This is a genomic window from Aphanothece sacrum FPU1, assembly GCF_003864295.1.
GTDB classification, from domain to species: domain Bacteria; phylum Cyanobacteriota; class Cyanobacteriia; order Cyanobacteriales; family Microcystaceae; genus Aphanothece_B; species Aphanothece_B sacrum.
The window spans coordinates 493,508-507,540 of the sequence record NZ_BDQK01000001.1; the positions used below are offsets into that span (position 1 = coordinate 493,508).

Consider the following 14,033-nt stretch of genomic DNA (forward strand, 5'->3'; position numbering starts at 1 on the left):
ATAAACTATCAATCCTTAACTTTTAGCTTAAAGTGGGTATGTAGACTTTAGTGTTAGTTTTAATGTCATTCTTAAACGTTTACATGTATATTTTTCTATCTTTTTCGCTTACAGTATTTACACTGATTGTTTTTTACACTTATATAATATAAATTTATTATCTACGAATATATAAACTAATAAAACATTATCTTATTGATTTAATAGCATTTAATTCTCATACTTAAATCTAACCAAGGCGACCGTGTAATGGGCGCACTACTCGAAATATAATCTACTCCCGTTTCTGCCACTTGACGAATATTTTCTAATGTAATATTCCCGGAAGCTTCAATTTTTACCCTTTCATTTTGTTGACGAATTATCTTTACAGCTTCTTTCATTAACTCCACTTCCATGTTATCTAACATGATAATATCAGCCCCATATTTAAGCCCATCTTCTACTTCTATTAATGTGGAGGTTTCTACTTCAATAGTCAACGGATAAGGCATTTTTTGACGAATACTTATTATTGCAGGTTGAATACCTCCTGCTGCTTGAATATGATTATCTTTAATCATCACCGCATCATCTAACCCCAAACGATGATTAACCGCACCCCCTATTTGTGTCGCATATTTCTCCAAAATTCTCAATCCTGGGGTAGTTTTACGGGTATCTACTAACTTAGTCGGTAAATCAGCTATTATCTCCGTATATTGCCGGGTCATGGTCGCAATACCACTCAAACGCATCCCTAAATTTAAAGCCACTCTTTCTCCCATTAATAAAGCATCTAAGGGGCCTTGCATTTGAGCAACTACCTGTTTAGATTGTACCTTTTCTCCCTCTAATACTAAAGGAGTAAATATCACGCGATCGCTTAATAAACTAAATACTCTAGCAGCAATAGGTAAACCCGCGATCACACCCGTTTCTTTGGCAACCCATTCTCCTTTTCCCTCCTGAGTTAAGTTTAACCCTTGAGTAGTGCGATCGCCTCGTCCGATATCTTCTTGTAACCAATCTAATAGTAACGGATCTAAAATAATTAGGGGTGGTATCATCTTTTGAATTATGAATTATGAATTATGAATTATGAATTATAAATTATGAATTATGAATTCAATAATCAAATTGAATTGAACAATGTAGGGGCATGGCATTAATCAATTATGATCATGAGATTAACTTAAATATTGCCATGCCCAATGAAAATTCTGGTTCAATTATTTAATTTCTCATGCCGTGTCCCTACATTTTTTTTGTTTTTGTTCTCATTTCAAAACGTAAAAATTCATAATTCATAATTCATAATTCATAATTCATAATTCCTAATTCCTAATTCCTAATTCCTAATTCATAATTCATAATTCATAATTCATAATTCATAATTCATAATTCATAATTCATAATTCATAATTCATAATTCCTAATTCATAATTTATAATTCATAATTTATCAAGTGCTTGGTAAAGAACGTAAATAAGGACTCAAATGAGAACGATCGCCAATAAAATGAACTAAAGGGCCACGATGAGTCATTTCTAGTAAACTAACAGTAGCAACAGGCATCAAAAAGCGATCGCGGTAATGTTTAATATCAATACCAAGCAAAGAACATAAAATAATGCGAATGGTCGCTTTATGAGAGACTATCAAGATATTACCATCATTGTCATGAGTTTGCTCAATTTCTTGAAGTACCTTAGACCCACGACGGGCAATATCAATACCCCGTTCACCCCCTGGAGGTGCATTCCAGGCAGGTTCGGTTAACCATCTAACATAAAGATCATGAAACTGTTTATCGATGTCATCAGGGTGCATTCCTTCCCATTGACCATAACCAATTTCTTGTAACCCTTCTCGCAGTCGCATTTGAAGGCCTACCGCCTCACACAAGGGTTTGGCTGTCTCAATGGTACGTCTGAGAGGACTCACATAAACCCCTTGCCAAGATAAGGTACAGTAAGACTTAGCAAACGCTTGGGCCATGTCTTGCCCTTCAGGGGTTAAACCTGGATCATTTTCCAGTTTGCCACAATACCCCCCCGTCTGACTATAGGCGGTTTGGCCATGTCGCAAAAAATAAAGCATTAAACCCATTCTAAATTATGAATTATGAATTATAAATTAGGAAAATCAAATTAGGTTCCTTTGCGATCGCGTAATTCTGGTTTAAGATGAGAACGATCAGTCATAATGTGAATAAGCGGCCCATTTTCGGCCATTTCCACAATACTAAGAGACCCTACTGGCATTCCAATGCGATCGCGGTATCGTCCCACATCGATCCCTAATAGAGAACATAACATAATGCGAACAGTTGCTTTATGGGAGACGACTAACACATTACCATTGTCATAGGTTTGCTCAATTTCTTCAAGGACTTCGGAACTGCGACGAGCAACATCAATACCCTTTTCTCCCCCATTGGGCGCATTCCAGCCGGGATCAGCCAACCAGCGTACATAATCATCATGAAATTCTTGGTTGACCTGTATAGGGGTTTTACCTTCCCATTGACCATACAAAATTTCTTTGAGTCCAGCACGCACAAGCATTTCTATTCCCACTTTATCGCATAAAGGTTTGGCCGTTGCAATTGTTCGACGTAGGGGACTACAATAAACAGCTTTCCAGGGAAGATGATGATAAGCTTTGGCAAAGTCTTCTGCCATCTCTTTTCCTTCTTGGGTTAGGTCAATATCTGATCTACCGCAATAGGTTCCTGTCTGACTTGCCGTAGTTTCCCCATGACGTAGAAAATAAATATTTAACCTATTCTTCATAAAATTTTAGGGTTGTTTTAACTTTTTCTATTGACCCAACTATTGTGTAATTCTTGATAGCCAATTATCCAATAGTATAACGCATAATTCAGTCCGCTAAATAGTTTTGGTAATCCTTCTATTAACGGATTGTATATTACACCTCTCAAAAATAGAGAATCAGCTATAATAGCTAAAAATAATAAAATAACACTAATTATTATAATATGATAGGGAGTTTGTTTCAAGTCTTTCCAAAAAACGAAAAAATAAATAAGCATAATTATAGCATACACTTGAATAGTAATAATTTTAGGAATATTAAAATAAAGAAAAATAATATGAATACGATAAATTTCATTCATTAAAAATGCGCTAGTTATGAGACTTGAACCCAACAGAAAATTGAGATTTTTATGTTGAGGAGAAATTTTTTTAAGGAAAGAAAAAGTAAAGGCACAAATAACTGGAGGAATACAACATAAAAGCTGAAACGTATGGGTTAAAAATCCTGCCGTAGGATAAGGAGGAGTTGCCGGGGGCATAAATAATCCTATAACTGATGGTTCAAACCTTTTAGCATATAACATGATCAAAAGGGTTAAACAGATTCCTACACTATTAAAAATTATGGCAATATGACCTATTTTCATTCTTTCATTTCCTTTCACGTTCTCTGTTATTGTACTTTTTATATAGTAAACCCCAGGATGGATAATGCCCAAATTAATCTTGGAGAAATAGTCTCCTGAAATATTAATATTTGAGATAGGGGGTGAACACAACCAGAACCGACACCTGAGATAATAAGAAAAAGGGATCGGGCGATGGCTAAAGTTGCTGATTATACCGAAGTACCTATAAGGGAGATATATTAATTTATGTTTAAGACCATTTTGTTTCCTGTTGACCAAAGTAGAGAAGCCCGTGAAGCGGCTGAAACGGTGGTTAACCTTGTCAAAACCTATAGTAGTCGTCTTGTTTTATTATCAGTGGTAGAAAAGCCTTCTACGGAAGAAGTCCCCTCTCAACCAGGAGTCATGGCCTCACCTGAAGCAGTAGCAAAATTATTACAAGGGGCCCAAACCTTATTTGCTGATAAGGGTATCGAAGCCGATATCATAGAACGGGAAGGAATGCCTTCATTTACTATCTGTGATGTGGCTGATGAAATTAATGCTGATTTAATTGTAATGGGATGTCGAGGACTCGGTTTAACCTCTGAAGGGGCATCCGAAAGCGTGACTAATCGTGTAATTAATTTGTCACCTTGTCCGGTGTTAATTATCCCTTAGTGTAGGGGCGGGTTTTTCACAAAAATTTAGTATTTTCACAAAGATGTTACATAAACCCGCCCATACATGATTTCAGAACTTTTTTGTCAATGTTATCATTAAGCTTTAGCCTTCTAGTATATTAGCTACGCTAAATTAAATGTCTTAATCGAGTAACCCTATACCGATGCAGCCAAAAAAATCCTCTCTATCCCCTTGTGTTTCTACTTCTATCACCCCCTTATTAATCTCTCCCTCTCAAGTATTAAAAGGAGACGGTATTCTATCTCAAGCTGGAAGTGCGATCGCTCGTTTTGGCCAACGTCCTCTAATTGTAGGAGGAAATCACAGCCTTTCTCTGATTTCTCCCCATCTTAAACCAATTTTTCAATCATTCAAGCTTATTGCTGCCCAAGCTAATTATACCCCTGACTGTTCGGAAAGTTCTTTAGAAACCCTACAAACGGCTATTAACGACCATCAGGCAGATTTTATCATTGGGGTGGGTGGAGGTAAAGCCCTCGATACTGCTAAATTATTAGCTCATCACAATCAACTACCTATTATTACCATACCTACTTCTGGGGCGACTTGTGCGGCTTGGACAGCTTTATCTAATATTTATTCTAATGAAGGGGCCTTTCAATATGATGTGCCTCTGCTACGTTGTCCTGACTTATTGATTCTAGACTATCAACTGCTCAAAACAGCCCCCAAACGAACCTTAATTGCTGGCATTGGGGATGCGATCGCTAAATGGTATGAAGCGTCTGTTAGTAGTGGTAATTCTACCGCAACCCTGACCATTGCGGCTGTCCAACAAGCCAGAATTTTAAGAGATATCTTGTTACAAAAATCAGCAATAGCCTTAGAAAACCCAGAAGCCGAAGAATGGCGCGAAGTAGTAGATGCTTGTGTCTTATTAGCAGGAGTCATTGGTGGGTTAGGTGGGGCAAATTGTCGCACGGTAGCCGCCCATGCTGTCCATAATGGCTTAACTCACATTTTAGCTGCTCATGGAGCCTTACACGGCGAAAAAGTCGCCTATGGTATCCTCGTTCAACTACGTTTAGAAGAAATTATACAGGGTAATCAATTAGCGGCCTCCTCTCGACAACAATTATTAAAATTTTATGACGAAATTGGCTTACCCAAAACCCTCGAAGATTTAGGTTTAGCTAATGTGAGTTTAACTCAATTACGTCAAGCAGCAGCAATAACTTGTCATTCTAACTCAGATATTCATCGTTTACCCTTTACTGTTACTCCCGAACAATTATTAGCAGCAATGGTATCTACAACTGATGAAAGAATTGTTAGTAAAAAATTAGAAAATTGAACAAAAATATCACAGGCAAGTTAATCAAATAATCAAAAAAATCAGGTTCTATCGGACAAACTATGCTAAATTAATAATTAATAACAGACTCAAGTCTGATCCTATAAACATTAAGTCCGCCTGCGCGGACTTAATCCTAGCTTGCGTAGGCAACCTTTGTTTGTATAGCTTAACTATGAACGAGTTATGGTAAATTATTTGTAATAATTTACCATAACTTGTCCGGTAGAACCAAAAATCATAGTTTAGACAATCAATATTAATGGGGGAATAAGCTAAGACCTATTCAAACTGTATATTGACAGATTAGGAAACAAACCATCATCCCATCATCCCATCAGTCGAATAGAACTAATTTAGATGTGGACAGCTTATCTGTCTTAAGGTTCGGAGATCACCCTAAGCCTAAACCTTTGATTATATTTATTTTTGGGTCATTATGGTAGAGAGATAAAAAAATCATTGGCCTCAACCCTGACCTATTCTTGGTCTATCAGCCTTGAGATGCCCTTGAACTCCTCTGGCAAGGCGATGAACCTTTTGTTTGTTGCCATCGTCTAAACAAATGAGTTAAAATAAAAACAAATTAAAGTCATACCGACTTCACTTTGTAACTTTTTTTTTCCTGTCTTGATATATTAATTTATAGAATTATGGGAAAGATAAAGATAGCAAAAGACTTTGAAGCAGATTTAAGGAGCCATAACAGTACCGATGCCCACTGCTAACGTCAATCCCAAAACAAAACAGCCCATGTACTCGGCAGATATGGTGCGGACTTATCTGCATGAAATTGGGCGGGTACCTTTGTTAACCCACGAACAAGAGATTGTTTATGGCAAACAAGTCCAAAGAATGATGAACTTGTTAGAAACAAAAGAGAAACTTGCCGAAGATCTACAACAACAACCCAGTCTCCAAGAATGGGCCAAGGCTGTACAACTTAATGAAACAACTTTGACCAAAACCCTTGAACAAGGAAATCGGGCCAAACGGAAAATGATCGAGGCCAATTTGCGCTTGGTGGTGGCCATTGCCAAGAAATATCAAAAGCGCAATATGGAATTCCTGGATTTAATTCAAGAAGGTAGCTTAGGACTAGAAAGAGGAGTGGAGAAATTTGATCCCACTAAAGGTTATAAGTTTTCTACTTATGCTTATTGGTGGATTCGCCAAGCTATTACGCGGGCGATCGCGCAGCAAGCCCGTACTATCCGTTTACCAATTCATATCACGGAAAAACTCAATAAAATCAAGAAAACTCAGCGAGAATTGTCTCAAAAGCTAGGAAGAAGCGCGACTCCAGCAGAAATCGCTAAGGAATTAGAGATTGAACCGGCACAAATTAGGGAATTTTTGAGCATGGCCCGGCAACCAATTTCCCTCGATGTCCGCGTGGGGGATAATCAAGATACAGAACTGTCCGAACTCTTAGAAGATGATGGTATTTCTCCCGATCATTACATCACCCAAGAGTTATTACGCCAAGACTTACATAACTTGATGGCGGAATTAACCCCACAACAGCGAGCAGTTTTAAGCCTACGCTTTGGGTTAGAAGACGGAAAAGAACTATCTCTAGCTAAAATTGGCAAAAAACTTAACATTAGTCGGGAACGAGTCCGTCAACTAGAACATCAAGCTTTAGCCCAACTGCGTAGAAGACGGGCCAATGTTCAAGAATATCTAGCTGCTAGTTAGGGTTGACAACTAGCTAGTGATTTACTAACAAATGCTTGTAATCTCAATAAATAATTAAGATTAGGGGTCAACGGCCGTTGACCCCTACTTTTTCTAACGAGTTATTAAAACTTAAGAAAAGAATTGCGCTTTGCCCAGAAGTTGTTGCACAATAAAGTTGGTTGTGAGGAAACATTTGTAGAGTGTCTAACGTCCATCGGGCGATAGAATTTTGTCCAAGATTAAAAAGCTGAGGCTAGAAATAACTGTAATTAGCAAAGCTTCAATCTCACATCTGTCTAAATTTTAAACCAGTGTAACCATTTGAGATCAAATTTGAGCGAGTGATGATTTATCGAAGAAAGAAAAGTCATCCCATTGTATTAAGAAGAAGTCACCTATTTAGGTGATTTCAGAGTCTTTTTTATCTGGATAAGGTAAATAAAGACAGGCTTGCCGTCAATATTTTGAAGCAAAACCCATGTTATCTAATCAAACGTTTTTATCCTCACTTACTCGTTTTTCTATATTGTCTTTGGGTGTTTTAGCTAGTTTCGGGATGATAAATCGTTCTCCTATTTTAGCGCAAATGGCTCAATCTAATTTTACCTTAGCCAATGGAGTTTATTTATATGGACAATCTCCTGAAGCTGAAGAAATAGGTCAAGAATATTTAGTGTTTAAGGTACATCAGGGAAAAGTAATCGGAGCGATTTATTTACCCCAATCAGAGTTTAACTGTTTTTCCGGGACTTTGACTGCTAATCAGATGAATTTGTCGATTATTGATCCCAATGATGGCAAGAAATATCCTTATCCCATTGCGATGAAAGCTTCTTCTCCTGTTGCTTCCCAAGGTCAAGTTTCCTCAGAGGTTATTTTAGAAGGATATCATCGATTGACCAAAATTAGTAATAACGATCACAGAATCCTAAAAACCTGTTTACAGCCAAATTAGTCTAAAATTCGATACCTGGTTGAGCTTTAACTCCTTGTTCCCGGAAAGGATGCTTAATAAGCGTCATTTCGGTTACGAGGTCTGCTGTTTCTATTAATTGGGTGGGTGCGCCTCTCCCAGTGAGAATAACGTGGCTATCTTCCGGTTTTTGGGCTAAACCTGTTAAAATTTCGCTTATGTCGAGATAACCTAATTTAAGAGCAACATTAATTTCATCGAGTAGGACTAATTTATAATCAGGATTAGTAATAAAAGTTAATCCTTTTTCCCAAGCAGCACGAGCGTGTTGTATATCCCGTTGTTTATCTTGGGTTTCCCAGGTAAAACCTTCTCCCATGGCATAAAACTCTAATTGTCCTTCCCAATGGTTTAAAATGGCTTTTTCTGCGGGTTCCCAAGCACCTTTGATAAACTGAATAATAGCAACTTTAAAACCATGGCCGAGCGAGCGCAATACCATTCCTAAAGCGGCGGTAGTTTTTCCTTTACCATTGCCTGTATTAACAATAATTAAGCCTTTTTCTGTGGAAGCTTGAGCAAGACGTTGTTCTTGAACTTCTTTGCGTCGCTGCATTTTTTGTTGATATTGTTCAGGAGATAGAGTGATATTTTCTGTCATGTTAATTATTTATTATTGGGAAATTAGGATAAGGTTTAAGCAGTGCAGAATACAGGAGTTAAAAAATTATATTCTTATTATCTACTTATTTATAGCATTACGCATTAAGCTTAGGATATTCGTTATCCGGCGAAACTTTGCCATCTAAGGGTCAACGGCCGTTGACCCCTGCTTAATTTCGAGTGCTAGAGTATATCAAGTATTTTCTTCTTGTGGTGGATTTTCTGTTTGTTCTTTGAGCTTTTCAACTTGTGCTGTAATTTGCTTAAGATGAATTTCATTTATCTTATTAATAAACTCTACAATTGCTCTTTTAGCTCGTTTTTCTTGGAGTTGTATTTGTTGAGCAGTTTGTTGTTGTTCTTCTGGGGTTTCTGAGCTTTCAGGAACAATAGGAGAGTTAAGCTCTAACACCGTATCATTGTTAATTCCCAGGATGAATTTTTGTTGTTCTGCTTCTAAATTTTCGACAATACTGTTAGATTCTTTCCAGATAGTTTCTAGGGGAAAAGAAGTGGCAATACTGGCAACAATAGAAGCGATTGCTGGAAAAATTACGGGTAGCCAAGCTATCCAAAACGAGGTTTTATTGGTATCTAACTTATCAACTAATACTAAAACCGGAGTCACACCAGAGAAAATAATGGTAGACATTTGGAAAAAATAGTATAAGTTTCGAGCATTGCCTCTAGTTTTTGTGTAATCTTCTACTAATTGTTGACAGTAGCGTAAGGCATTTTCTCTCTCTAACTGAATACGACTTGTGCTTTCGGTTAAAGGTTCAATTAATTGTTCATATTTTTTATCTCTTTCTGCTTTATCACGGTAGGAGAAATATTGCCAATTAAAGAGAAATAAGAAAACAAAACTTGCTAAAAAAGCAGCATCAAGGGTAAGAAGAAGCTGATTATCTCGAAAAAATAACGTAATAATTACGGTGGCGATAAAAGCATCCAAACATAAATATTCGAGTATTTTCAAGAAGCGACGAAGCTCAATTAAAGAGCCTTGTTGTTCTAATTTTAGTTGATCGGCGTTCGTCATATTAGACTAATTTTCTGGTATTAGGTTTAATGAGTCTCCTTATTTATTTTACCAGAGGACAGTATTCAGGTACAGGAAATTTATCGTCAAGAAAATTAATAAATGTTACTCATCTTAACATTCTTCTTGGCTTCTTCCGCTTCTAATCGTGCTAAAGTTGTAGCAGCATCCGCTAAATACATGGATATTGTTACTCGTTTTTGAGTATCTTTTTCTTGCCAAAGATCATTAGCATAAATCATCACTCTATTACGGTAAGCTTGAATTGACTCTGAATCATCTAATTTCATCTTAATATTTTTCATCTGTTGGATTCCTTTAATATTATAAAGTTTGTTAGGAAACTCTAAACACCAAGAAGCAGGAATAACTTCTAATAACCACCAATTAAATAAATCCCGTCTTCCTTCTGAACCTGGAAAGATTGCATAACCTTCAAAACAATCATCTAAAATATTTAATAAAGCTTCTTTTGCTTGCCCAAAATCAAGAACTCTCAATAAATTTTTTAACACATCTAAAGCTTCATCTATTGCTTGACATCCTTCTGAATTATCAGGAAATAATTGATTAATAATTGTTATAGTATCCATTATACGTTGAGAAAAGGAATCGATAATCGGTTCAAACTGACCTCCCTGTGATTTTGGTTGAGGTATGGAAACAGGACTTTTTACTCTAGAAGTTGCACCAATAGCAAAAGAGATACCATTCTCAAGATATACTTCAATAATGGAAACGTTAGCTTTAGGAAATGGCTTTTTTAAATAAAGATTACGAATTATCTGAGCATTGTGACGTAACCTTGTTTTAATTTTGTTATTCATAACATAGACAGTAGGGTGGGCATTGCCCACCCCACCATTATCAGGTTGAAAGTTAAGCCCGAATTTCAACCGTACTGGTTTGTAAAGCTTCCACCAAAGAACGAACCGCCGCTACCATAGCGATAGGGTCATTAAGTTGGTTAATAGCAGAACCTACACCCACACCAGATGCACCTGCAGCAATAGCTAAAGGAACAGTAACAGAAGACAACCCAGACGCACATAAAACGGGAACTGATACCGCACGGGAGATACTATAAGCTGCTGCTAAAGTAGGGGTTGCTTTTTCCATTAACCCTAATATCCCAGGGTGAGTCGGTTGACTACTGGTTCCCCCTTCAGTTTGAATAATATCAGCCCCAGCATTGACTAAAGCTTCTGCGAGTTCCACTTGTTCATCGAGGGGCAGAATATGAGGAACCGTTACCGATAAAGTAATATGAGGTAAGAGAGATCGCGTTTTCTGAGTTAATTCTAAAACCTCAGCAGCTTCAAAACGTCGTCCTTGGCCATAGAAAGCATCAAAATTACCAATTTCGATTAAATCTGCTCCAGCATCAACCGCTTCAACGAATAATAAAGGTTCTACAGCCGAAACACAGATAGGTAAATCAATTAATTGACGTACATGACGAACTAAAGCCGCATCAGCCGCAATATCCACAAAAGTGGCTCCTCCAGCTTGTGCGGCTTGGACAATAGCACTAACTTTGTCCGTATCAAAATTGGTTAAGCCACTAATCACTTTAAGGGCTTTACGTTGAGTTAATGCGTTCTGTAATTGAGAATGGATAGTCATATTAGTCATATTGCTGGAGCGATGGTTTATTGGTTGGCAAAAATTCATCTCATCGTTAACCTGACGGTGTAACGGGAGTCTTCTTTGGCATTTTTAAAGATAGAATTTCCCGCTCAAGAAGTAACACGGATAACAGCTATCAAAAAAGCCTGTGCTAAAATCAGCTTATCATGGGTAAGCAGCAGATGATGGGTACATAAAAAAATGTTTGAACGCTTTACAGAAAAAGCTATTAAGGTGATCATGCTGGCTCAAGAAGAAGCCCGCCGTCTCGGTCATAACTTTGTCGGGACGGAACAAATTCTTCTAGGCCTGATTGGTGAAGGTACAGGAGTCGCAGCCAAAGTTCTTAAGTCGATGGGAGTTAATCTAAAAGATGCTCGCATCGAAGTCGAAAAAATTATTGGCCGCGGTTCAGGATTCGTTGCAGTTGAAATTCCCTTTACGCCCAGAGCCAAAAGAGTTTTAGAACTTTCTTTAGAAGAAGCTCGACAATTGGGCCATAACTATATTGGCACAGAACATCTCTTATTGGGATTAATCCGAGAAGGGGAAGGTGTGGCAGCACGGGTACTAGAAAATTTAGGCGTTGATTTGTCTAAAGTTCGTACTCAAGTTATTCGTCAATTAGGAGAAACTGCCGAGGTAGCGGCCGGTGGTGGTTCTTCAGGACGGACTAAAACCCCAACCCTGGACGAATTTGGCTCTAATCTCACTCAAATGGCGGCCGATGGCAAACTTGATCCGGTTGTCGGACGACAAAAAGAAATTGAGCGGGTGATCCAAATTCTGGGCCGTCGTACCAAAAATAACCCCGTTCTTATTGGAGAACCAGGGGTCGGTAAAACCGCGATCGCGGAAGGATTAGCCCAACGTATCGCCAATAAGGATATTCCTGACATTCTCGAAGATAAAAGAGTTGTCACCCTCGATATTGGCTTATTAGTCGCCGGAACCAAGTACCGGGGTGAATTTGAGGAACGTCTTAAAAAGATCATGGACGAAATTCGTCAAGCGGGGAATGTGGTTCTCGTTATTGATGAAGTTCATACCCTCATTGGTGCTGGTGCGGCTGAAGGTGCGATCGATGCGGCTAATATTCTCAAACCGGCCTTAGCACGGGGAGAACTCCAATGTATTGGGGCTACCACCCTGGATGAATACCGTAAGCATATTGAACGGGATGCAGCCCTAGAGCGTCGTTTTCAACCCGTTATGGTGGGTGAACCTTCCGTTGAGGAAACCATCGAAATTCTCTATGGACTGCGGGAACGCTATGAGCAACATCATAAGTTAAAAATCTTGGATGAAGCTCTTGAAGCTGCCGCTAAACTATCTGATCGTTACATTTCTGACCGTTATCTTCCCGATAAAGCCATTGACTTAGTTGATGAAGCTGGATCACGGGTACGATTGATGAATTCCCAACTGCCACCAGCGGCCAAAGAATTAGACAAAGAACTGCGTTCTGTTCTCAAACAAAAAGATGACGCGGTTCGGGCCCAAGACTTTGACAAGGCTGGAGAATTACGGGATCTCGAAATGGATCTTAAATCCCAAATTCGGGCTATTTCCTCGGCTAAGAAAACGGAAGGGGACTCAGACGAACCTTTTGTAGATGCGGAAGAAATCGCTCATATTGTGGCTTCTTGGACGGGCGTTCCTGTTAATAAGTTGACGGAAACTGAGTCCGAAAAACTGTTACACATGGAAGATACCCTACATCAGCGTTTAATTGGTCAAGAAGACGCAGTTAAAGCGGTATCACGGGCGATTCGTCGGGCGCGGGTGGGCTTGAAAAATCCTAACCGTCCCATCGCTAGTTTTATCTTTTCTGGCCCTACTGGGGTCGGTAAGACTGAGTTAACGAAAGCATTGGCGGCTTATTTCTTCGGATCAGAAGATTCCATGATTCGTCTGGATATGTCCGAGTATATGGAACGTCACACCGTTTCTAAGTTAATTGGGTCGCCTCCTGGTTATGTGGGTTATAACGAAGGGGGACAACTAACTGAAGCGGTTCGTCGTCGTCCTTATACGGTGGTGCTGTTTGACGAAATCGAAAAAGCTCACCCCGATGTCTTCAATATGCTTCTGCAAATTCTTGAAGATGGTCGCTTGACTGATGCTAAGGGTCGCACAGTGGATTTCAAAAATACTCTGTTAATCATGACCTCTAATATTGGGTCTAAGGTGATTGAAAAAGGTGGTGGCGGTTTAGGATTTGAGTTCGCTCAAGACCAAGCAGATGCTCAATATAACCGCATTCGTTCCTTGGTCAATGAGGAATTAAAACAATACTTCCGTCCTGAATTCCTTAACCGTCTTGATGAGATTATCGTCTTCCGTCAGTTGAATAAGGAAGAAGTTAAGGAAATCGCTGAAATTCTGCTTAAGGAAGTGTTTGGTCGTTTGACTGAGAAGGGTATTAGCTTAAATGTCACTAATAAGTTTAAGGAACGTTTAGTCGAAGAAGGCTACAATCCTGCTTATGGGGCCAGACCTTTACGCCGTGCGATTATGCGCCTTTTAGAAGATGTCTTAGCAGAAGAAATTCTGTCGGGTCGTGTCGGTGATGGAGATGCGGCGATCGTAGACATTGACGAACAAGGACAGGTTAAGGTGTTTCCTGGTGAGAAACAACAACCCGTATTAGCGAAAGCGACGGATTAATTAATCTTTTGTAGGGTGGGCATTGCCCACCTTATTGATAGCATTAACCCTTAAAATAAACGGT

13 protein-coding genes are annotated in these 14,033 nt (G+C 38.8%); 5 read left to right on the forward strand and 8 right to left on the reverse strand.

The window, feature by feature from the left end; genetic code table 11:
• Positions 1-200 precede the first annotated feature (200 nt).
• The 4 genes from nadC to AsFPU1_RS02300 form a co-directional block, all read right to left on the reverse strand.
• Positions 201-1,049, reverse strand: coding sequence for a carboxylating nicotinate-nucleotide diphosphorylase (nadC, locus tag AsFPU1_RS02285; RefSeq protein WP_124976305.1), 849 nt, complete (start codon positions 1,047-1,049; stop codon positions 201-203).
• A 394-nt stretch (positions 1,050-1,443) separates the two neighbouring features.
• Positions 1,444-2,091: a histidine phosphatase family protein gene (locus AsFPU1_RS02290; protein WP_125061031.1), complete on the reverse strand. Its 648-nt coding sequence runs from the start codon at positions 2,089-2,091 to the stop codon at positions 1,444-1,446.
• Positions 2,092-2,132: 41 nt separating this feature from the next.
• On the reverse strand, positions 2,133-2,777 hold the full coding sequence (locus tag AsFPU1_RS02295; RefSeq protein WP_124976307.1) for a histidine phosphatase family protein: 645 nt from the start codon (positions 2,775-2,777) through the stop codon (positions 2,133-2,135).
• 17 nt (positions 2,778-2,794) lie between these two features.
• Entirely contained in the window at positions 2,795-3,409 is a 615-nt protein-coding gene (locus AsFPU1_RS02300) for a DUF8692 domain-containing protein (RefSeq protein WP_124976309.1), read from the reverse strand.
• Between the two features lie 228 nt (positions 3,410-3,637).
• On the opposite strand from AsFPU1_RS02300, the gene AsFPU1_RS02305 reads away from it, so the two are divergent.
• The 4 genes from AsFPU1_RS02305 (at position 3,638) to AsFPU1_RS02320 (ending at position 8,007) form a co-directional block, all read left to right on the forward strand.
• Positions 3,638-4,051, forward strand: a complete 414-nt coding sequence (locus AsFPU1_RS02305) for a universal stress protein (protein WP_124976311.1) — start codon at positions 3,638-3,640, stop codon at positions 4,049-4,051.
• A 166-nt stretch (positions 4,052-4,217) separates the two neighbouring features.
• Positions 4,218-5,369: an iron-containing alcohol dehydrogenase family protein gene (locus AsFPU1_RS02310; protein ID WP_124976313.1), complete on the forward strand. Its 1,152-nt coding sequence runs from the start codon at positions 4,218-4,220 to the stop codon at positions 5,367-5,369.
• Positions 5,370-6,083: 714 nt separating this feature from the next.
• Positions 6,084-7,070: an RNA polymerase sigma factor, RpoD/SigA family gene (locus AsFPU1_RS02315; RefSeq protein ID WP_124976315.1), complete on the forward strand. Its 987-nt coding sequence runs from the start codon at positions 6,084-6,086 to the stop codon at positions 7,068-7,070.
• 460 nt (positions 7,071-7,530) lie between these two features.
• Positions 7,531-8,007 carry a hypothetical protein gene (locus tag AsFPU1_RS02320; RefSeq protein ID WP_124976317.1) on the forward strand — a complete coding sequence of 159 codons (477 nt, stop codon included), beginning with the start codon at positions 7,531-7,533 and terminating at the stop codon, positions 8,005-8,007.
• Position 8,008: 1 nt separating this feature from the next.
• Here the strand turns inward: AsFPU1_RS02320 and cobO are convergent, their stop codons facing one another.
• The 4 genes from cobO to AsFPU1_RS02340 form a co-directional block, all read right to left on the reverse strand.
• Positions 8,009-8,614, reverse strand: a complete 606-nt coding sequence (cobO, locus tag AsFPU1_RS02325) for a cob(I)yrinic acid a,c-diamide adenosyltransferase (protein WP_438357526.1) — start codon at positions 8,612-8,614, stop codon at positions 8,009-8,011.
• 207 nt (positions 8,615-8,821) lie between these two features.
• Positions 8,822-9,670, reverse strand: a complete 849-nt coding sequence (locus AsFPU1_RS02330) for a DUF4231 domain-containing protein (protein WP_124976321.1) — start codon at positions 9,668-9,670, stop codon at positions 8,822-8,824.
• Positions 9,671-9,765: 95 nt separating this feature from the next.
• Positions 9,766-10,497 (reverse strand): hypothetical protein, encoded by a 732-nt coding sequence (locus AsFPU1_RS22925; protein ID WP_227873577.1) that lies wholly within the window; start codon positions 10,495-10,497, stop codon positions 9,766-9,768.
• Positions 10,498-10,549: 52 nt separating this feature from the next.
• The gene (locus AsFPU1_RS02340) at positions 10,550-11,296 is read right to left on the reverse strand and encodes a DUF561 domain-containing protein (RefSeq protein WP_124976353.1); all 747 of its coding nucleotides are present in this window, start codon (positions 11,294-11,296) and stop codon (positions 10,550-10,552) included.
• A 204-nt stretch (positions 11,297-11,500) separates the two neighbouring features.
• Here AsFPU1_RS02340 and AsFPU1_RS02345 point away from each other — a divergent pair, with 204 nt between their 5' ends.
• A complete protein-coding gene (locus tag AsFPU1_RS02345) occupies positions 11,501-13,969 on the forward strand; it encodes an ATP-dependent Clp protease ATP-binding subunit (RefSeq protein WP_124976323.1) in 2,469 nt (822 codons plus the stop codon).
• Positions 13,970-14,033: the final 64 nt, after the last annotated feature.

What these genes read in the sequence shown, in the direction of transcription:
- nadC (WP_124976305.1), bottom strand. Translation starts at nt 1,049, where the DNA reads ATGATACCACCCCTAATTATTTTAGATCCGTTACTATTAGATTGGTTA.
- AsFPU1_RS02305 (WP_124976311.1), top strand. Translation starts at nt 3,638, where the DNA reads ATGTTTAAGACCATTTTGTTTCCTGTTGACCAAAGTAGAGAAGCCCGT.
- AsFPU1_RS02295 (WP_124976307.1), bottom strand. Translation starts at nt 2,777, where the DNA reads ATGAAGAATAGGTTAAATATTTATTTTCTACGTCATGGGGAAACTACG.
- AsFPU1_RS02320 (WP_124976317.1), top strand. Translation starts at nt 7,531, where the DNA reads ATGTTATCTAATCAAACGTTTTTATCCTCACTTACTCGTTTTTCTATA.
- AsFPU1_RS02340 (WP_124976353.1), bottom strand. Translation starts at nt 11,296, where the DNA reads ATGACTATCCATTCTCAATTACAGAACGCATTAACTCAACGTAAAGCC.
- AsFPU1_RS02330 (WP_124976321.1), bottom strand. Translation starts at nt 9,670, where the DNA reads ATGACGAACGCCGATCAACTAAAATTAGAACAACAAGGCTCTTTAATT.
- AsFPU1_RS22925 (WP_227873577.1), bottom strand. Translation starts at nt 10,497, where the DNA reads ATGAATAACAAAATTAAAACAAGGTTACGTCACAATGCTCAGATAATT.
- AsFPU1_RS02345 (WP_124976323.1), top strand. Translation starts at nt 11,501, where the DNA reads ATGTTTGAACGCTTTACAGAAAAAGCTATTAAGGTGATCATGCTGGCT.
- AsFPU1_RS02290 (WP_125061031.1), bottom strand. Translation starts at nt 2,091, where the DNA reads ATGGGTTTAATGCTTTATTTTTTGCGACATGGCCAAACCGCCTATAGT.
- AsFPU1_RS02315 (WP_124976315.1), top strand. Translation starts at nt 6,084, where the DNA reads ATGCCCACTGCTAACGTCAATCCCAAAACAAAACAGCCCATGTACTCG.
- AsFPU1_RS02300 (WP_124976309.1), bottom strand. Translation starts at nt 3,409, where the DNA reads ATGAAAATAGGTCATATTGCCATAATTTTTAATAGTGTAGGAATCTGT.
- AsFPU1_RS02310 (WP_124976313.1), top strand. Translation starts at nt 4,218, where the DNA reads ATGCAGCCAAAAAAATCCTCTCTATCCCCTTGTGTTTCTACTTCTATC.